The 16,392-nt window shown below is 67.5% G+C and carries 18 protein-coding genes; 12 read left to right on the top strand and 6 right to left on the bottom strand.

The genetic code is table 11. The features are described from left to right. Positions 1-110: 110 nt before the first annotated feature. Positions 111-335, top strand: a complete 225-nt coding sequence (locus tag JOZ79_RS01270; RefSeq protein WP_294069489.1) for a hypothetical protein — start codon at positions 111-113, stop codon at positions 333-335. A gap of 10 nt (positions 336-345) precedes the next feature. On the opposite strand, the gene JOZ79_RS14090 is transcribed toward JOZ79_RS01270, so the two are convergent. After that, entirely contained in the window at positions 346-1,509 is a 1,164-nt protein-coding gene (locus JOZ79_RS14090; protein ID WP_366514782.1) for a zinc-ribbon domain-containing protein, read from the bottom strand. Between the two features lie 124 nt (positions 1,510-1,633). Here JOZ79_RS14090 and ftsE point away from each other — a divergent pair, with 124 nt between their 5' ends. From ftsE to JOZ79_RS01245, 4 genes are read left to right on the top strand one after another with little or no spacing between them, the layout of a single operon-like run. Beyond that, entirely contained in the window at positions 1,634-2,347 is a 714-nt protein-coding gene (ftsE, locus tag JOZ79_RS01260) for a cell division ATP-binding protein FtsE (RefSeq protein WP_294069492.1), read from the top strand. Next, the gene (locus tag JOZ79_RS01255) at positions 2,344-3,210 is read left to right on the top strand and encodes a permease (protein WP_294069486.1); all 867 of its coding nucleotides are present in this window, start codon (positions 2,344-2,346) and stop codon (positions 3,208-3,210) included. The genes ftsE and JOZ79_RS01255 overlap by 4 nt, the downstream gene beginning before the upstream one ends. After that, positions 3,207-3,743, top strand: coding sequence for a YdcF family protein (locus tag JOZ79_RS01250; RefSeq protein ID WP_294069483.1), 537 nt, complete (start codon positions 3,207-3,209; stop codon positions 3,741-3,743). The genes JOZ79_RS01255 and JOZ79_RS01250 overlap by 4 nt, the downstream gene beginning before the upstream one ends. Further along, on the top strand, positions 3,743-4,444 hold the full coding sequence (locus JOZ79_RS01245) for a lysophospholipid acyltransferase family protein (protein WP_294069481.1): 702 nt from the start codon (positions 3,743-3,745) through the stop codon (positions 4,442-4,444). The genes JOZ79_RS01250 and JOZ79_RS01245 overlap by 1 nt, the downstream gene beginning before the upstream one ends. Here JOZ79_RS01245 and pheT read toward each other — a convergent pair. Both pheT and pheS read right to left on the bottom strand, forming a co-directional pair. Beyond that, on the bottom strand, positions 4,421-6,772 hold the full coding sequence (gene pheT / locus JOZ79_RS01240) for a phenylalanine--tRNA ligase subunit beta (RefSeq protein ID WP_294069478.1): 2,352 nt from the start codon (positions 6,770-6,772) through the stop codon (positions 4,421-4,423). The two genes, JOZ79_RS01245 and pheT, sit on opposite strands and share 24 nt — an antisense overlap. Further along, positions 6,769-7,830 (bottom strand): phenylalanine--tRNA ligase subunit alpha, encoded by a 1,062-nt coding sequence (pheS, locus tag JOZ79_RS01235; protein WP_294069475.1) that lies wholly within the window; start codon positions 7,828-7,830, stop codon positions 6,769-6,771. The genes pheT and pheS overlap by 4 nt, the downstream gene beginning before the upstream one ends. A 48-nt stretch (positions 7,831-7,878) precedes the next feature. On the opposite strand from pheS, the gene JOZ79_RS01230 reads away from it, so the two are divergent. Beyond that, a complete protein-coding gene (locus JOZ79_RS01230) occupies positions 7,879-8,787 on the top strand; it encodes a DUF5996 family protein (RefSeq protein ID WP_294069471.1) in 909 nt (302 codons plus the stop codon). A gap of 55 nt (positions 8,788-8,842) precedes the next feature. Here the strand turns inward: JOZ79_RS01230 and rplT are convergent, their stop codons facing one another. The 3 genes from rplT to JOZ79_RS01215 all read right to left on the bottom strand — a co-directional run bounded on the left by rplT (position 8,843) and on the right by JOZ79_RS01215 (position 10,592). After that, positions 8,843-9,211 carry a 50S ribosomal protein L20 gene (gene rplT / locus JOZ79_RS01225; RefSeq protein ID WP_294069468.1) on the bottom strand — a complete coding sequence of 123 codons (369 nt, stop codon included), beginning with the start codon at positions 9,209-9,211 and terminating at the stop codon, positions 8,843-8,845. A 13-nt stretch (positions 9,212-9,224) separates the two neighbouring features. After that, positions 9,225-9,428: a 50S ribosomal protein L35 gene (rpmI, locus tag JOZ79_RS01220; protein ID WP_294069465.1), complete on the bottom strand. Its 204-nt coding sequence runs from the start codon at positions 9,426-9,428 to the stop codon at positions 9,225-9,227. A gap of 228 nt (positions 9,429-9,656) precedes the next feature. After that, the gene (locus JOZ79_RS01215) at positions 9,657-10,592 is read right to left on the bottom strand and encodes a ribose-phosphate pyrophosphokinase (protein ID WP_294069462.1); all 936 of its coding nucleotides are present in this window, start codon (positions 10,590-10,592) and stop codon (positions 9,657-9,659) included. A gap of 91 nt (positions 10,593-10,683) precedes the next feature. On the opposite strand from JOZ79_RS01215, the gene JOZ79_RS01210 reads away from it, so the two are divergent. The 6 genes from JOZ79_RS01210 to ribB form a co-directional block, all read left to right on the top strand. Beyond that, the gene (locus tag JOZ79_RS01210) at positions 10,684-12,345 is read left to right on the top strand and encodes an NAD+ synthase (protein WP_294069459.1); all 1,662 of its coding nucleotides are present in this window, start codon (positions 10,684-10,686) and stop codon (positions 12,343-12,345) included. After that, a complete protein-coding gene (locus JOZ79_RS01205) occupies positions 12,342-13,661 on the top strand; it encodes a glutamate--tRNA ligase (RefSeq protein ID WP_294069456.1) in 1,320 nt (439 codons plus the stop codon). Before JOZ79_RS01210 ends, JOZ79_RS01205 begins: the two co-directional genes overlap by 4 nt. A gap of 50 nt (positions 13,662-13,711) precedes the next feature. Next, positions 13,712-14,035: a hypothetical protein gene (locus JOZ79_RS01200; RefSeq protein WP_294069453.1), complete on the top strand. Its 324-nt coding sequence runs from the start codon at positions 13,712-13,714 to the stop codon at positions 14,033-14,035. Between the two features lie 4 nt (positions 14,036-14,039). Further along, positions 14,040-15,017 (top strand): bifunctional diaminohydroxyphosphoribosylaminopyrimidine deaminase/5-amino-6-(5-phosphoribosylamino)uracil reductase RibD, encoded by a 978-nt coding sequence (ribD, locus tag JOZ79_RS01195; RefSeq protein WP_294069450.1) that lies wholly within the window; start codon positions 14,040-14,042, stop codon positions 15,015-15,017. 9 nt (positions 15,018-15,026) lie between these two features. Then, on the top strand, positions 15,027-15,632 hold the full coding sequence (locus JOZ79_RS01190) for a riboflavin synthase (RefSeq protein WP_294069447.1): 606 nt from the start codon (positions 15,027-15,029) through the stop codon (positions 15,630-15,632). Positions 15,633-15,684: 52 nt separating this feature from the next. Beyond that, a partial coding sequence (gene ribB / locus JOZ79_RS01185) for a 3,4-dihydroxy-2-butanone-4-phosphate synthase (protein ID WP_294069444.1) occupies positions 15,685-16,392 on the top strand: 708 nt, incomplete at its 3' end.

The raw sequence follows: 16,392 nt of genomic DNA, 5'->3' as shown, positions 1-16,392 counted from the left end.
AAGCCCCCCGAGGACCGCAATGCCGCCAAAGGCCGCGCGACTTGGTCCATTATGGAACGAAGGTTAAAGCGCCCTTCACCATCAGGGCGGGTAAGCGTTAAGCCAACGCCATGCTTCTCCTCGCCGCCACCGCACTGGCCGCCACGGCCGTCTCCGACTCCCAGCCGCGCCAAACTGTCGCGCCGGTCGTCCAGGCGCGGGCGACGGTCCGTGTCATCGTGGGCACACGAGTAGAACTCGGCCAGCAGGCCGCGATCCAGGGTCAGCAATTGCGGTGGTCGACCGTGTCGACGCCCGAAGGCAACCGCCGGGCGAGCCTCGTCGAGTTCGAGTAACCGGCTAAGCTCAGGCCCTCGGCGGCCCGAGGCTGATCGTCAGGTCGTCGCCGCCGGGCGGGACATCGACTTCGGTGCTGTTGAATGACGTGCTCGCGCGCGGCCCGAGGCTCGGCGCCGGCGGAGCAATGGTCCAGCTATAGATCGTCTGCCCGCTGCGGCTCTTGAGCTGCGCATAGATCGGGGGGATCGCGTGGGTTGCGTCGGTCGGGTTGATGACCCGTCCGCTGATCGTCAGCGATTCCTGTCCGCTGGCCAGCTTCTGGCGGTCGGGATGGGTAATCATCAGTTCGAGCGGGGTCTTGCCGCCATCGCCAAGCCCGGCGCGGGCGCGCCATTCGGGCGGCGCCAGGAACCAGAAGGCGGCCGCAAGCACCGCGATCGCCACCACCAGCATCGCAATCGAAACCAGCGCGTTGCGCCCGCGCGGCTCGGCCCGTTCGCGCTCGGCGAACGGGCTGAACTCGTCGTCACCGCCGGCCTCGGCGCTGGGTGGCGCGCCATAGTCGGACGCGAGGCCTGCTGCAGCACTCGGCTCGGCCGCAGGCGGACTGTCATGATCGGCTACGAAGGTCGCCGCCGCGCCGCTCGCCTCGGCGGTGGCCGGAATGTCGTCGCCGCGGGAGAAGCCGTCCGGCGCCATTTCCGCGCGCTGTTGCTCAGGAAGATCGTCCGAGTCCTGCGCGACGACCGGGGCAACCGCCGCCGCGGGCTCGCCATCGCCGATCATCGCTTCCTCATAGGCTCGCTGCTCGGCCTCCGGACCGCTGCGAGGTTCGATCAGGGTCGCTTCGGCCAGGCTCTCCTCCTCGGGCGCAGCATCGATGTCGACGCGCCCGACCGCCGTGAAATCATCCTCCTGAGGGAGCGCGGGGTCCGGTGAACTGCTTCCTGCGTGCGCGTAGCCGCTGCTCGCCGCCTCGATCGGCCCCTCGTTCACCCCATCGTGCGCGACATCGCCGCGCGTGTCGGCAACCTCGCCCATCGCCGCCGGCTGGGCATCGGCGACCGGAGCATTCGTCGTTGGCTCGCCTTCCTCCGGCTCCGCTTCAGGGTCCGGATCCTGGTGCCAGCTGTGCTTGCAATTGGCGCATCGCACCTGCCGGCCCTGGGGCGGCACGGCGCCGTCCTTGACCACATATTGCGTTCCGCAATTCGGGCAGGTGAGGATCATTTTTCAAAAGCCCTCTTCCGGGACGGTCAACCGCGGGTAAACAGGAATGCGCGGCCCTTGGCAAGGCGGGGAACCCAAGGCGGGATCCTGCTTCGGGCATGCAAACGAGCGGGAGGACGTAGGGCTGGCTTCGGTTGCGGAATTCGACAGCGTCGGCCTGCGCTACGGCACGGGCGCCGAAGTGCTGAGCGACCTCGATTTTCGCCTCACCCAGGGCGGCTTCTATTTCCTCACCGGCGCGTCCGGAGCGGGCAAGACATCGCTTCTTAAGCTGCTGTATCTCGCGCAACGCCCGACGCGCGGCCGGGTTCGCCTGTTCGGCGAGGAGATGAGCGAGGCGACGCGCGACGCCCTCCCGCATTTCCGCCGTCGGATCGGCGTCGTCTTCCAGGACTTCCGCCTCATCCGCCACTTGTCCGCCTTCGACAATGTCGCCTTGCCCCTGCGCATCCGGGGCGCCAGCGAGGCGGAGGTCGACGGTCCCGTCCGCGAGATGCTCGCCTGGGTCGGCCTCGCCGACCGCGCGAGCGCCCGGCCCGCGACGCTGTCAGGAGGCGAGCAGCAGCGCGTCGCCATCGCCCGAGCGGTCATCAACCGCCCCGACCTTCTCGTCGCCGACGAACCGACCGGCAATGTCGATGCGGAACTTGCGAACCGGTTGATGCACCTGTTCACCGCCCTGAACCGGCTCGGAACGACCGTAATCATCGCAACCCATGACATCGGCCTGATCAGCGCCACTCCCGGCGCCCAGCTGGTTCGGCTGGAAAACGGAACGATGGTCGATCCCACCGGGCTGCTGCGCAATCCGCCGCGCCCGGGAGGGAGCGCGCAATGATGGACTGGCTGTTCGCGTCGAGCGCCGAGCGGCGGCTACTTGGCGGCCGCGGACTGCGCGGGGCGACGCCGTGGCTGATCGGCATCATGAGCTTCACAATGGTGGTCGTCGCCGCGGCTGGTCTGGCGCTGGCCAATACCGCTTCGCTCGTCGCTGCCGGGACGGCATCCCGCTATTCGGTCCAGGTACCCGACGGCGCCGGCATCGATCGCGTTGCCGCCGCGGTGCGCGCGACGCCTGGCGCCTCCTCCGTGGAAAGCGTTCCCGCCGCCGACATGCGCAAGACTCTCGAGCGCTGGCTCGGGCCAGCCGGGACCTCGGCTGACCTGCCGGTCCCGGGACTGGTTACTTTCGACGCACCGCCGAGCGCCGACCTCGCCGCGCTTCGCGTGCGCGTCGCGGCCGCCTCGTCCGGAGCGCAGCTGGTCGCCCACCGTGACAGTCTCGGGCCAGTCCTGCGCTCGCTGAGGCTGCTGCAGTGGCTGTCGCTCGCGCTCGTGCTGCTACTGGGGGCCGCCGCCGCAGCAGCCGTCGTGCTCGCGAGCCGTGGAGCGCTGGATACTCACCGTTTCACGATCGAGGTCATGCACGGCGTCGGCGCGACGGATGTCCAGGTTACCCGGCTGTTCCAGCGCCGGATCGCGCTCGACGCGCTGACGGGAAGCATCGGTGGCGCGATCCTCGCGGCCGGCGTCCTGCTGGCAATCGCCGCCGGAGCCTCGTTCGCCGGCGAGATCACCGGCGGTGCGACCCTCACCGTTGCCGACCTGATCATGCTCGGGCTGCTGCCCTTTGGGCTGACGGCGGTCGCGACCTGGGTTGCCCGCGCCACCGTCCTCGCGACATTGCGGCAGGCCGTATGATCGCCCGCGCCTTGTCCCTGCTTCTGCTGCTTTACGCGATCGGATTCATCATCTTCGCACTGACCCTTGGTCAGCCCGCGCCCGCGCGTGCAGGGCCGACCGACGCGGCCGTCGTCCTGACCGGCGGCCCGGGCCGGATCGAGCATGCGATCGATGTCATCCGCGCCGGCAGGGCAAAGCGCCTGCTCGTCGCCGGCGCCGACCCGATGGTGACCAAGAGCGACATGGCCCGGCGTCTCGGCGGCGACCAGCGCATCCTGAGCTGCTGCGTCGATCTTGGCAGCGAGTCGGTCGACACTCGCTCCAATGCGGAGGAGGCGCAGCGCTGGCTCGACCTCCACCACTTCCGCTCGCTTCGCCTGATCACCAGCGACTGGCACATGCGCCGCGCCCGATACGAATTTCAGAAAGTGCTCGGCTCCAAATACCAGCTGACCACCGACGGCGTCCGCTCCGATCCAAGCTTCCTGACGCTGTTCGGCGAGTACAACAAATATGTGCTCCGGCGGCTGGCGGTCTGGATCGACATCTGATGGCGGTCCTGCGCTCGTTGCTGTTCGCGGCGATCTTCTACCCGGCGACCGCCCTCTGGGTGATGGCCGGCATTGTCGCTACGCTGTTCGGGCGGCGGCCGACGCTTGCCGTCGTCCTGAGCTGGGTCGGCCTGTTCCACTGGCTCGCCCGCAATGTCGTCGGCATCCGCGTCTCTGTCGAGGGCACCATGCCTCCGGACGCCTGCCTGATTGCGGTCAAGCACCAGTCGATGTTCGAGACGCTCGAGATGGTGCGCCTCACTCGCCTCCCGGTCATCGTCCTCAAGCGCGAGCTTGCGGACATCCCGCTGTTCGGCTGGATGACGCGGCGTTATGGCGTCATTCCCGTCGATCGGAAGGCGGGGGCCAAGGCGCTCCGTGAGCTGGTCGCCGAGGGCAAGGCAGCAGCGGCGACCGGTCGGCCGATCCTGATCTTCCCCGAAGGCACGCGCGTCGCCGTCGGGCACGCACCGCCGCTGCAATCAGGTTTTGCCGCCCTGTACCGCGCGGTTGGCCTCCCGGTCGTACCGGTGGCCGTCGACAGCGGCCGCCTCTGGGGCCGCGGGCTGGTTAAGAGGCCGGGCGTCATCACCTTCCGCGTCGCCGACGCGATACCAGCCGGGCTCAAGCGCGACGAGATCGAGGTGCAGGTGCGCGCCGCGATCAACGCACTCGATTCAACTTCGCAGGCGAGCGCCTAGCGTCTCGGCAGCGGCGACGATGCGCTTCGATACCTCGCCGATCTGCTCCTCGGTGAAGCTCTTCTCGACCGGCTGGAGGATCACCTCGAAGGCCAGCGACAGTCCTTCGGGAGTCTCGAAGCGGTCGAACAGGCGAGCGCCGGTGATCGCCGACTTGTCCGCGCCGCGGATCGCGCGGAGCAAGGCGTCGGCGGTCAAGCCCACCGGGACGATAAAGGCGAAGTCGCGGCTGACCGGCTGCAGCGGCGCCGGCGCGAAGGCAGACCGAGCTCGGCCCGTCGAGCGCTGCGCCGGGATTGCGTCGAGGTAGATTTCGCCCGCGACCACTCCGGCCGGCGCTCCCAGCGCCTTGCCGAGGCGCGGGTGAAGCTCACCGAAGCTAGCCAGAATCGTCTTGGGACCGAGGCCGAGGCGAGCCGACCGGCCGGGGTGCCAGGTCGCCCCGGCGTCCGGCAACACCTGCAGATTGGCGACCGGAGCGCCGGCCGCATCGAGCAGGGCGAGAATTTCGCGCTTGGCATCGAAGGCATCGAACGGCTGCGCTTTGCCCGCCTGCCAGTTGCGCCCGTGCCGTGCACCGGCGAGCAGGAAGGACAGGGTCGGCCGCTCTGCCTCCGCCAGATAACGCCGTCCGATCTCGAACAGCCGCACCGACGCGGCGCCCCGGTCCATGTTCCGCCGCGCCGCCGCGATCAGTCCCGGCAGAAGCGAGGGACGCATGACCTTCATTTCTTCGCTGATCGGATTGGCGATGCGCCAGGCGCTATTGCCGAACGCTTCGGCTTGTGTGTCGCCAATGAAGCTCCACGTCATCGCCTCGTCGAGCCCGCGCGCGGCGGCCGTGCGGCGGACCTGTCGCTCGAGCAGCTGCGACCGGGTGGCGGTCGGCATGGCGACCCCGGCCGGACGCTGCAGTGGCGTCGACGGGATCGCGCCGTAACCGACCATCCGCACCACCTCTTCGACCAGGTCAGCGGAACCATCGACGTCACGGCGCCAGCTTGGCACCGTCACCTGATCGCCCGCGAGTTCGAAGCCGAGGCTTTCCAGGATCGACCGCTGCCGCTCTTCGGGAGTGTCGACCCCGCCGAGCGCCGCTGTCCGGGAGAAATCGAACTCGATCTTGCGCCGCTCGACCGGCGGCCGGCCGACGCGAATGACTTCCGACGCCTCGCCCCCGCAGATATCGAGGATCATTCCCGTCAGTATCGCGAGCCCTTCGTCGAGGAATGCCGGATCGACCCCGCGCTCGAACCGGCTGCGAGCGTCGCTGGTGAGGCCGAGTGCCTGCCCGGTCCGGGCAATCCGTTCCGGCGTGAAATAGGCGACCTCGAGCATCACTTCGGTCGTGCCCTCGCTCACGCCCGAATCCTCCCCGCCCATGATTCCGCCGATGTCGTGCACCTGGCCATCGTCGGCGATCACGGTCATGAAAGGCTGCAGCGCATATTCCTTGCCATTGAGCGCCAGCGCCGTCTCACCCTTGCGCGCGGCCCGCGCAGTGAGGCCGCCGCTCAGCTTGGCTACATCATAGGCGTGGCTCGGCCGCCCGAGGTCGAGCATCACGTAATTGGTGATGTCGACGAGAGCGGAGATCGGCCTCTGTCCAGCCGACTGAAGCCGTTGCTGCATCCAGTCAGGCGACACGCCGTTGCTCAGTCCTCGCACCGTCCGTCCATAGAAGGCGGGGCATCCGTCCGGGTCCTCGATTCGCACGGGCACCGCGCAGGGGAAGCTGCCCTCGACCTGCGGCACCGCCAGTGGCTTGAGAGTCCCGACGCCAGCCGCGGCAAGGTCGCGCGCAATCCCGCGAACGCCCATGCAATCCTGCCGGTTCGGCGTGATCGCGACGTCGAACACCGGATCGTCGAGCCCGGCATAGGCCGCGTAGGCCGTCCCGACCGGCGCCTCCTCCGGCAGCTCGATGATCCCGCTATGGTCGTCGCCCAGCTGTAGTTCGCGCGTCGAGCACATCATGCCCCGGCTCTCGACGCCGCGGATCGCCGCGACCTTCAGGACGACGTCAATCCCGGGAACATAGGCGCCCGGCGGCCCGAACACGCCGACCATCCCGGCGCGTGCATTGGGCGCGCCGCACACGACCTGCACCGGACCGTCGCCGGCATCGACGGTCAGCACCTGCAGCTTGTCTGCCTGCGGATGCTTCTGAGCCGTCAGTACTTTGGCGATTCGAAACGGCGCAAGCGCCTCTGCCGGGTTTGAAACGCCCTCGACCTCGAGCCCGATCGCGGTCAGCTTGTCGGCAATCTCCTGCGGGGACGCGTCCGTCTCCAGGTGCTGCCTCAGCCAGCTCAGCGAGAATTTCATGCGCCTACTCCGCCCGACAGAGTCGGCACGTCGAGCGCCCGGAACCCGTAGTGCTTGAGCCAGCGGATATCGCCGTCGAAAAAGGCGCGCAGGTCATCCATGCCATATTTCAGCATCGCCAGCCGGTCGATTCCGCAGCCGAAGGCGAAGCCCTGCCACTCGTCGGGATCGAGCCCGCAATTGGCGATCACCTTGGGGTGGACCATGCCGCTGCCCAGCACCTCCATCCAGCCCTCGCTGCCGCCGACGACCCGTCGGCCTTTCTCCATCGACCAGCCGACGTCGACCTCGGCCGACGGCTCGGTGAACGGGAAGTAGCTCGGCCGCATCCGCAGCACGATGTCGCCGCGCTCGAAATAGGCCTTGAGGAAGGTCTCCAGCGTCCACTTGAGATGGCCCATGTGGATCGCCCGGTCGATCACCAGCCCCTCGACCTGGTGGAACATCGGCGTGTGCGTCGCGTCGCTGTCCGAACGATAAACCCGCCCCGGAGCGATCACCCGCAACGGCGCGCCGCTCTTCTCCATCGTCCGGATCTGCACCGGCGAGGTGTGCGTGCGCAGCACCCGCGCTTCGGCCTCGCCATCGCGCGGCTCCAGATAGAAAGTATCCTGCATCGCCCGCGCCGGGTGGTTCTCCGGCATGTTGAGCGCGCTGAAATTATACCATTGGGTCTCGATCTCGGGTCCCTCGGCAACGGCAAAGCCGAGCTCCGCGAAAATCTCGGCCAGCTCGTCCATCACCTGGCTGACCGGGTGGACCGTGCCGGTGACGCTGTCCGGCGCCGGCAGCGACAGGTCGATGGTCTCGGTCGCCAGCTTGCGGTCGAGTTCAGCGGTTTCGAGAGCCGTCTTGCGCTGGCTTAAGGCCTCGGTGACCTGCTCGCGCAATGCGTGGATCTTCGGTGCTTCGACGGCCCGCGTGTCCGCATCCATTCCGCCCAGCGACTTCAGCAGGGCGGTGATTTCCCCGGACTTACCAAGCGCGGCCACACGGACGGCATCCAGCTCCGGGAGGGTTTTCGCTGCGGAAATACGGTCGAGCAAGGCGTCGGACATGGTTGGCGGCTCTAGCCTCCCCGCGTTGCAAAATGCAAAGGTGTGGCCATGGCCGGCTGGCCCCAACTCGATCCAGCGCGCGACCACGACACACTCGCGGTCCTGCATCTCGCCTCGCAGATGCTAGGCAAGATTCGCGTCGCTCACGCGCCATGGACCAACCAAGGATGGCATGTTGCCTTGCAGCCTCGGCCGAACGGGCTCGAAACCCTGCCGACGGCGGCCCAGGGTGCGCGGACCTTCACGCTCCGGCTCGACCTCTGCCGGCACGCGATCGTCTTGTGGGCCAGCGACGAGACCCGCGATGAGGTCCCACTGGATGCGGGCACCATCGCGACGCTGCACTCGCGGCTCGTCGAGATGCTCGATCGACACGGACTGCCGTCGTCGTTCAACGGCACGCCCAACGAGATCGCCGGCGCAATCCCCTTTGCCTCAGACCGGACTCCGCGCGCCTACGACCGCGGTTCGGCCGATCGCTTCCGAGAGGCGCTGGCGGCGATCACGCCCGTATTCGAACACTTCCGCGCAGGATTTACGGGAAAATGCAGCCCGGTCCATTTCTGGTGGGGCAGCTTCGACCTAGCGGTCACCCGCTTTTCTGGCCGCACCGCGCCTCAACATCCCGGCGGCGTTCCCGGCCTTCCGGATCGAATCGTTCGGGAGGCATACAGCCAGGAAGTGTCCAGCGCCGGCTTCTGGGCTGGCGGCGTGGTCGCCGCCGAGCCCTTTTTCTATAGTTATGCCTATCCGGAACCTCCGGGCTATCGCGACCGCAAGGCGGATGCGGGCGAATTCGATCCACAATGGCAGGAGTTCACCTTGAGCTACTCGGATGTTTGCGCGGCGCCCGAGCCCGACGCACTCCTGATGCGCTTCCTCCGATCGACCTACGATATCGCGGCCGACCTCGCCGCCTGGGATCGCCGCCTGGAGCGCGATCCGGTCGCTCCATAAGGAAAGGGCGCCGGGATCGCTCCCGACGCCCTGTTCGTTCGCTTGGCGCGAAGGCTTAAGCCGCCTTGTTCTCCAGCGCGGTCTTCGCCTGGGCGATGATGGCGCTGAACGCCTCGGCCTCATGCATTGCGATGTCGGCGAGCACCTTGCGGTCGAGGGTGATGCCGGCGAGGTTCAGCGCGTGGATGAACTGGCCGTAGGTCAGGCCCTCGGCGCGGACGGCGGCGTTGATGCGCTGGATCCACAGGGCGCGGAAGCTCCGCTTCTTCACCTTGCGGTCGCGATAGGCGTATTGCCCGGCCTTCTCGACGGCCTGGCGGGCGATGCGGATCGTGTTCTTGCGACGGCCGTAATAGCCCTTCGCGTTTTCCAGGATCCGCTTGTGCTTTGCGCGGGTCGTTACGCCCCGCTTGACGCGTGCCATGTCGCTCTACTCCTTACTTGAGGCCGTAGGGCGCCCAGGCCTTCACGCGGGCCACATCGGCCTCCGCAAGAAGGTCCGTGCCGCGGTTCTGGCGAATGTACTTGGCGTTATGGCTGATCAGGCGGTGGCGCTTTCCGGCGACCCCGTGCTTGATCTTGCCCGTCGCCGTGAGCTTGAAGCGCTTCTTGACGCCGCTCTTGGTCTTGAGCTTGGGCATTTTCGTCTCCTTTGTGCACCCCGAAGGACGCGACGTTATCCAGTCGCCACGGCATGCCTTCCGGCCGGGCCACTGGTTTCCAACGATCTGGAAAGCGCGGGCCTATAGAAGCGGGGCCGCGTCTTGGCAAGGTGAGACAAGCGTACGAGTGAGTGGTCCCCTTCGCCTTAAAGTCACGAAAAAGCCGTCGAACCGCGGGACTTTAGTGAACCTAAGGGAAGACGGACCTCAATCGAACAGGCTGGACACGCTCGCTTCGTCGGAAATCCGCTTGATCGCCTCGCCCAGCAGCGGCGCCACGGTCAGCCGGCGGATTTTCGAGTCCGCCGGGTCCGGCTCGCCGCTCCAGATCGTGTCGGTCACGACCAGCTCGCTCAGCTCGGAGTTCGCGACCCGCGCCGCGGCGGCGCCCGACAGCACGCCGTGCGTGCAATACGCAAACACTTCGACCGCGCCCTGCTGCTTCAACGCCGCAGCCGCGTTGCACAGCGTCCCAGCCGAATCGACGATGTCGTCGATCAGCACGCAGGTCCGGCCCTCGACGTCGCCGATGATGTTCATCACCTCGGACTCGCCGGCCCGCTCGCGGCGCTTGTCGACGATCGCCAGGGGCGCATTGTCGAGCCGCTTGGCTAGACCCCGCGCGCGGACCACGCCGCCGACATCGGGCGAGACCACCAGCAGTTCGCGATTGCTCATCCGCGCCTGGATGTCCGCCGCGATCACCGGAGAAGCGAACAGATTGTCGGTCGGGATGTCGAAGAAGCCCTGGATCTGCCCGGCGTGGAGGTCGATCGACAGCACCCGGTTGGCGCCGGCCGTGGTGATCAGGTTGGCGACCAGCTTGGCCGAGATCGGGGTTCGCGGCCCAGGCTTCCGGTCCTGCCGGGCATAACCGAAATAGGGCAGCACCGCCGTGATCCGCTTGGCCGACGCGCGCCGCAGCGCGTCGATGCAGATCAGCAGCTCCATCAGATTGTCGTTGGCCGGATAGCTGGTCGACTGGATCACGAACACGTCCTCACCGCGGACGTTCTCGTTCACTTCGACGAACACTTCCTCATCGGCGAATCGGCGCACGCTGGCGTCAGTCAGCTTCATCTCGAGATAGTCGCAAATCGCCCGCGCAAGCGGCAGGTTACTGTTCCCGGCAAGCAGTTTCATCGCGGCGTTCCCCAGCTGAAGCGCGCCTTTAGCGAGCGATTTGCAAGTCCGTAAAGGTTGCCCCGGCGGGCCGCCTCGCTAAATCGCATGCATGACCGACCGCCTCCGGATCGCGCTCGCACAGATGAACCAGCGGGTCGGCGACCTCGAGGCGAACGCGTCGGCAATGGTGGAGATGCGACGCCAGGCCGGGGATGCCGACCTGCTGGTCTGTCCGGAACTCCAGCTGACGGGCTACCCGCCCGAGGACCTCGTCCTGAAGCCCGAGTTCGTCCGCCGCACGATGGAGCATGCCGAGCGGCTGGTCGACGCGACCGCTGATCCCGGTCCGGCAATGCTGATCGGTACGATCGTCAACGAGGGCGGGCAGAATTACAACGCCGTCCTCCTCGCCGACGGTGGACGCGTTATCGGCCGCACGCTGAAGCGCGAGCTCCCGAACTACGGCACCTTCGACGAGAAGCGCGTGTTCGCATCCGGTCCGATTCCGCAGCCGATGGACTTCCGCGGTGTCCGCCTCGGTGTGCCGATCTGCGAGGATATCTGGCAGGAGGTGGTGTGCGGTCACCTCGCCGATGCCGGCGCGGAGCTCCTCATCGTCCCCAACGGCAGCCCCTACGAGCTCGACAAGGACGACATCCGCCAGCACCTCGTTCGCTCTCGCGCGATCCAGACGGGCTTGCCGATCGCCTATCTCAATCGCGTCGGTGGCCAGGACGAACTCGCCTTCGACGGCTCGTCCTTCGTCATGCACGCCGACGGCGAGCTCGTCGTGCAGATGGCCGACTGGGAAGAACAGCTGCTGGTCACCGACTGGGAGCGGCGGCCCGGCGGCTGGGAGTGCATGACCCGCGCCAGCCACGCGCTCGATCCCTATCCCGAGGACATCTACCACGCGATGACGGTCGCGCTTCGCGACTATGTCACCCGCAACGGCTTCCCCGGCGTGATCCTCGGCCTGTCCGGAGGCATCGACAGTGCGTTGTCGGCAGCGGTTGCGGTGGACGCACTTGGCCCCGACAAGGTCTGGGGCGTCATGCTCCCGTCAAAGTACACCAGCAACGAAAGCCTCGAGGACGCGCGCGAGAACGCCCGGCTGCTCGGTTGCCGCCATGACGTCGTGCCGATCGCCCCAGGCGTCGATGCCCTCGACACGATGCTGCCCGACCTCAGCGGCCTCGCCGCCGAGAACGTCCAGGCGCGGCTGCGCATGGTCACCCTGATGGCGCTGTCGAACGCCGAGGGTCACATGCTTCTCACCACCGGCAACAAGAGCGAGATGAGCGTCGGCTACGCCACCCTCTACGGCGACATGGCCGGCGGTTATTCGGTCCTGAAGGATGCCTACAAGACGACGGTGTTCGCTCTGTCGAAATGGCGCAACCGCGTGAAGCCGGACGGGGCGCTCGGCCCCGACGGCCCAGTCATGCCCGAGCGCATCATCACCAAGCCGCCAAGCGCCGAGCTTCGGCCCGAGCAGAAGGACGAGGATAGCCTGCCGCCCTATTCGGTGCTGGACCGGATCCTCGAATGTCTGGTCGACAAGGAGCTGTCGGTGACCGAGACGGCCGTCGCGACCGGCGAGGATGCAGCCTTGGTCGCGGACATCGAAACCAAGATGCTGCGCGCAGAGTACAAGCGCCGACAGGCTCCCCCCGGCGTCAAGATCGGCAGCCGCAATTTCGGCCGCGATCGGCGCTACCCGATCACCAACGCCTTCCATACCGGTCCGCAGGTGAAGCCCCCGCGATGAGCGTCGTCACGCGTTTCGCGCCCTCGCCAACCGGTCGGCTGCACGTCGGCAATATCCGCACTGCGCTCCATAACGCCCTATTCGCGCGCAAGCACGGCGGGCAATTCCTGCTGCGCATCGACGATACCGACCGCGAACGCTCGACCGCCGCGTTCGACCAGGCCATCCGCGACGACCTCGCCTGGCTCGGCCTTACCGCCGACCGCGCGGTCCGTCAGTCCGAACGTTTCGACCTTTACGAGCGTGAGTTCCAGCGGCTGAAGGCAACCGGCCGCGTTTACGCCTGCTACGAAACGCCGGAGGAGCTCGACCTCCGCCGCAAGGTGCTCCTCGGCCGCGGCCTGCCGCCGGTCTACGAGCGCAAGCCGGGCGACGCTCCGGTGCCGGGAGGTCGCTCGCCGCACTGGCGCTTCCGGCTCGACCACGACCGCCCGATCGTCTGGACAGACCTTATCCGCGGCGAGCAGCGGTTCGATCCGATGCTTCTCAGCGACCCTGTCGTCCGCCGCGAGGACGGCAGCTGGCTCTATCTTCTGCCCAGCGTCATCGACGACGCCGACCTCGCCGTCACCCACATCGTCCGCGGCGAGGATCACGTGTCGAACAGCGCCGCCCAGATCCAGATGTTCGAAGCCCTCGGCGCGGAGCCGCCCCAGTTCGCGCACGAGGCCCTCCTCGTCGCTGCCGAGGGAAAGCTGTCGAAGCGCCTCGGCGCCTACGGCATCGCTCAGGTGCGTGAATCCGGGCTGGAGCCGATGGCGTTGCTCTCCGTCCTTGCCCGCATCGGCACCTCGCGCCCGGTCGAGCCCTTCGCTTCGCTGGCTTCGCTCGCAAGCGATTTCGATTTCGCCGGTTTCGGCCGCGCGCCCGCCCATTTCGACCCGCACGAAGTCGAGCTGGTGAACGCCCGGCTACTCCACGCGCTCGATTATCGCGCCATCGCTGACCGGCTCCCCGAAGGAGCGACCGAGCAGGACTGGCTACTCCTGCGACCGAACCTCGCCCGACTTTCGGACGCCGGCGATTGGCTCGCGGTGCTCCACGGCGACCTCGACCCGCCAGAGCTCGGCCACGAGGATCGCCTTCTGGCGAAGGAAGCGGCGGCGACCGCCTCGCAGCTCGACTGGACCGCCGACCCTTGGGCACGCCTCACTGCCGCGCTCAGGGACTCGACTGGAAGGAAGGGCCGAGAACTGTTCCACCCGTTGCGCCTCGCCCTGACGGGCCGGGACAGCGGCCCGCAAATGGCAGGCCTGGTCGAAGCGATGGGGAAGGAGCGGGCCGTGCAGCGCCTCCACGCCGCCGCAACGCGCTAGCGGAGCAGCCGCACTAGCCCCCGGCCCATACGCGCCCTATCTTCGTGCCCATGTCCATCCTGCCCAAGCCGGTCGGCCCGAGCGCGGCGTTCCGCGACCTTGCCGCCTTCCTGCGGCACCGGAGCCGCGAGCAGGTGATCGGCGCCATGCTCGCCGTTCTCGTCACGACGATCATCATCATCGTTTTCCTCGTCGACCCCAAGGTGAACACCCAGCCCGACGAGCAGATCGTCTATGTCCACAGCTGGCCGGCCAATCGCACGGACGCGCAGATCGCCGCCGACCAGAAGAAGGATCAGGCCGAGATGCTAGCTGCAAAGAAGGAGAAGCAGCGGCAGTTTCAGCAGCTCGCCAACCAGTTCGGGATCAAGTGACCGCTTGAGTGACGATCGCCGATTCATGGGCCGGGCGCTCGGGCTTGGCGACGCGGCGCGGGGGCTGAGCGCGCCGAACCCCAATGTCGGCTGTGTAATCGTCTCTCAGGCGGGAGAGATCGTTGGGCAGGGTGCAACCGCGCGTGGCGGGCGCCCCCACGCCGAGGCGTTTGCGCTGCAGGACGCGGGAAAGCGCGCTTCTGGCGCGACCCTCTACGTCACGCTCGAGCCCTGCGCGCATTCCAGTCCGCGCGGGCCGGCGTGCACCGACCTCATCCTTGCGGCGAAGCCGGTGCGCTGCGTCATCGCGCTGGAGGACCCGGACCCCCGCACGGCGGGGAGAGGGATCCGCCGGCTGCGCGACGCCGGCATCGAGGTGAAGGTCGGAATCGGCCGACAGGCGGCGAAGCGCTCGCTTGCCGGCTGGCTGACGCGGCTTCGGCTGGGCCGCCCGCGCATCACCCTGAAGCTTGCGTTGTCGATCGACGGCAAGATCGCGCTTCCTTCGGGCGAATCGAAATGGATCACCGGCGAGGACGCGCGCCGCGATGTGCACTTCGAGCGCGCCCAGGCCGACATGATCCTGGTCGGCAGGGGCACCTACCTCGCCGACGCGCCGCGCCTCGACGTGCGGCTACCCGGCATCGACGACCGCTCGCCGCGCCGTGCCCTGTTGACTCGCGGCGAGGCGGTCGAGGGGTGGGAAATCCTTCATTCTCCGCAGGATGTGCATCGGCTTCATGACGTCAACGACCTGCTGGTCGAGGGCGGTTCCGCGACCGCTTCGGCGTTCCTTGCTGCCGACCTCGTCGACCGCATCCTCATCTACCGCGCGCCGATCATCGTGGGCGAGGGCAAGTCTTCGTTCGGCTACGTCGGCCTCGACAGTATCGCCGATGCCCATAACCGCTGGGCGCTGGTTGGCGAGCAGCGGCTTGGCGTCGACCGGCTCGAAGTTTACGAGCGGGTTCGGGACGGCTAGGCGGCACCCATGTTCACCGGGATCGTCACCGACGTCGGGACCGTTCGCAGCGCCGAACAGCGCGGCGACCTCCGGCTGACCATCGGCACGGCGTTCGACATGGGAACCGTCGACCTTGGCGCCTCGATTGCCTGCTCCGGCGTCTGCCTTACGGTCGTCGACAAGGGACCCGACTGGTTCGCGGTCGATGTTTCGGCGGAAACCGTGTCGCGCACGGCCGCCGATCTGTGGCGGGAGGACGCGCGCCTCAACCTGGAACGGTCGCTCCGCCTCGGCGACGAGCTCGGCGGGCATATCGTCACCGGCCATGTCGATGCCGTGGCAACCGTCGCCTCGGTCGAGCCTGAAGGCGATTCCGCGAAGATCATCGTCAGCGCGCCGCCCCGCCTTGGCGAGATGATCGCGCCGAAGGGATCGATTACGCTCGACGGTGTCTCGCTCACTGTGAACACGGTCGAGGATGCCGGGGATTCAACGGCCTTCTCCATCAACGTGATCCCCCACACGGCCGAGCAGACGACGCTGGGCGGCGTGCAGGCCGGCCGACAACTCAATGTCGAAGTCGACGTGCTTGCCCGATATCTCCACCGGATGCTCGCTGCCCGAGAACAGTAGGAACCTTCTTGTTCCCACTTTCCATCACACCGCGGTGTGATACATCGCGAGCATGAGCATCACCCTGATGGAACGTTTGAACGAGATCATCGCCACGGGCGAGATCAGCCGCGCCGGGCTTGCCCGCGCCGCTGGCCTTCACCCGAACAGCTTGCGCAAGCTCGGTCAGGCGGACTGGAACCCGACCGCCGACACGCTGAACCGACTCGAAAAGCTGATCCAGCGCGGCAACGCCGAAGTGCTGGTCGGCACCGAGACACTGATCAACGAGGCCCGCAACGGGCGCATGTTCATCCTCGTCGACGACGAATCGCGGGAGAATGAAGGCGACCTCATCATCCCGGCGCAGATGGCGACGCCCGACGCGATCAACTTCATGGCCAAGCATGGCCGCGGGCTCATCTGCCTCGCGCTCACCAAGGCGCGGGTCGATCAGCTGGGGCTCGACCTCATGAGCCGCAACAACGGCACGCGCCACGAGACCGCCTTCACCGTCTCGATCGAGGCGCGCGACGGGGTGACCACGGGCATCTCGGCGGCGGACCGCGCGCGGACCGTGGCGGTTGCGATCGACGCCTCGCGGGGCCGCGAGGCGATCGTCACCCCCGGCCATGTCTTCCCGCTGGTCGCGCGCGACGGCGGCGTGCTGGTGCGGGCCGGCCATACCGAGGCGGCGGTCGATGTCTCGCGGCTCGCCGGGCTCAATCCGTCGGGCGTGATCTGCGAGATCATGAACGAGGACGGCACGATGAGCCGGCTC

The organism is Sphingomonas sp., from assembly GCF_019242355.1.
Classification (GTDB): Bacteria; Pseudomonadota; Alphaproteobacteria; order Sphingomonadales; family Sphingomonadaceae; genus Sphingomicrobium.
The sequence above is the reverse complement of the archived record's forward strand: the minus strand, read 5'-3'. Positions and strand labels throughout refer to the sequence as shown.

What these genes read in the sequence shown, in the direction of transcription:
- JOZ79_RS01245 (WP_294069481.1), top strand. Translation starts at nt 3,743, where the DNA reads ATGGCGGTCCTGCGCTCGTTGCTGTTCGCGGCGATCTTCTACCCGGCG.
- pheT (WP_294069478.1), bottom strand. Translation starts at nt 6,772, where the DNA reads ATGAAATTCTCGCTGAGCTGGCTGAGGCAGCACCTGGAGACGGACGCG.
- JOZ79_RS01250 (WP_294069483.1), top strand. Translation starts at nt 3,207, where the DNA reads ATGATCGCCCGCGCCTTGTCCCTGCTTCTGCTGCTTTACGCGATCGGA.
- JOZ79_RS14090 (WP_366514782.1), bottom strand. Translation starts at nt 1,509, where the DNA reads ATGATCCTCACCTGCCCGAATTGCGGAACGCAATATGTGGTCAAGGAC.
- rplT (WP_294069468.1), bottom strand. Translation starts at nt 9,211, where the DNA reads ATGGCACGCGTCAAGCGGGGCGTAACGACCCGCGCAAAGCACAAGCGG.
- rpmI (WP_294069465.1), bottom strand. Translation starts at nt 9,428, where the DNA reads ATGCCCAAGCTCAAGACCAAGAGCGGCGTCAAGAAGCGCTTCAAGCTC.
- JOZ79_RS01190 (WP_294069447.1), top strand. Translation starts at nt 15,027, where the DNA reads ATGTTCACCGGGATCGTCACCGACGTCGGGACCGTTCGCAGCGCCGAA.
- JOZ79_RS01205 (WP_294069456.1), top strand. Translation starts at nt 12,342, where the DNA reads ATGAGCGTCGTCACGCGTTTCGCGCCCTCGCCAACCGGTCGGCTGCAC.
- JOZ79_RS01215 (WP_294069462.1), bottom strand. Translation starts at nt 10,592, where the DNA reads ATGAAACTGCTTGCCGGGAACAGTAACCTGCCGCTTGCGCGGGCGATT.
- JOZ79_RS01230 (WP_294069471.1), top strand. Translation starts at nt 7,879, where the DNA reads ATGGCCGGCTGGCCCCAACTCGATCCAGCGCGCGACCACGACACACTC.
- pheS (WP_294069475.1), bottom strand. Translation starts at nt 7,830, where the DNA reads ATGTCCGACGCCTTGCTCGACCGTATTTCCGCAGCGAAAACCCTCCCG.
- JOZ79_RS01255 (WP_294069486.1), top strand. Translation starts at nt 2,344, where the DNA reads ATGATGGACTGGCTGTTCGCGTCGAGCGCCGAGCGGCGGCTACTTGGC.
- JOZ79_RS01210 (WP_294069459.1), top strand. Translation starts at nt 10,684, where the DNA reads ATGACCGACCGCCTCCGGATCGCGCTCGCACAGATGAACCAGCGGGTC.
- JOZ79_RS01200 (WP_294069453.1), top strand. Translation starts at nt 13,712, where the DNA reads ATGTCCATCCTGCCCAAGCCGGTCGGCCCGAGCGCGGCGTTCCGCGAC.
- JOZ79_RS01270 (WP_294069489.1), top strand. Translation starts at nt 111, where the DNA reads ATGCTTCTCCTCGCCGCCACCGCACTGGCCGCCACGGCCGTCTCCGAC.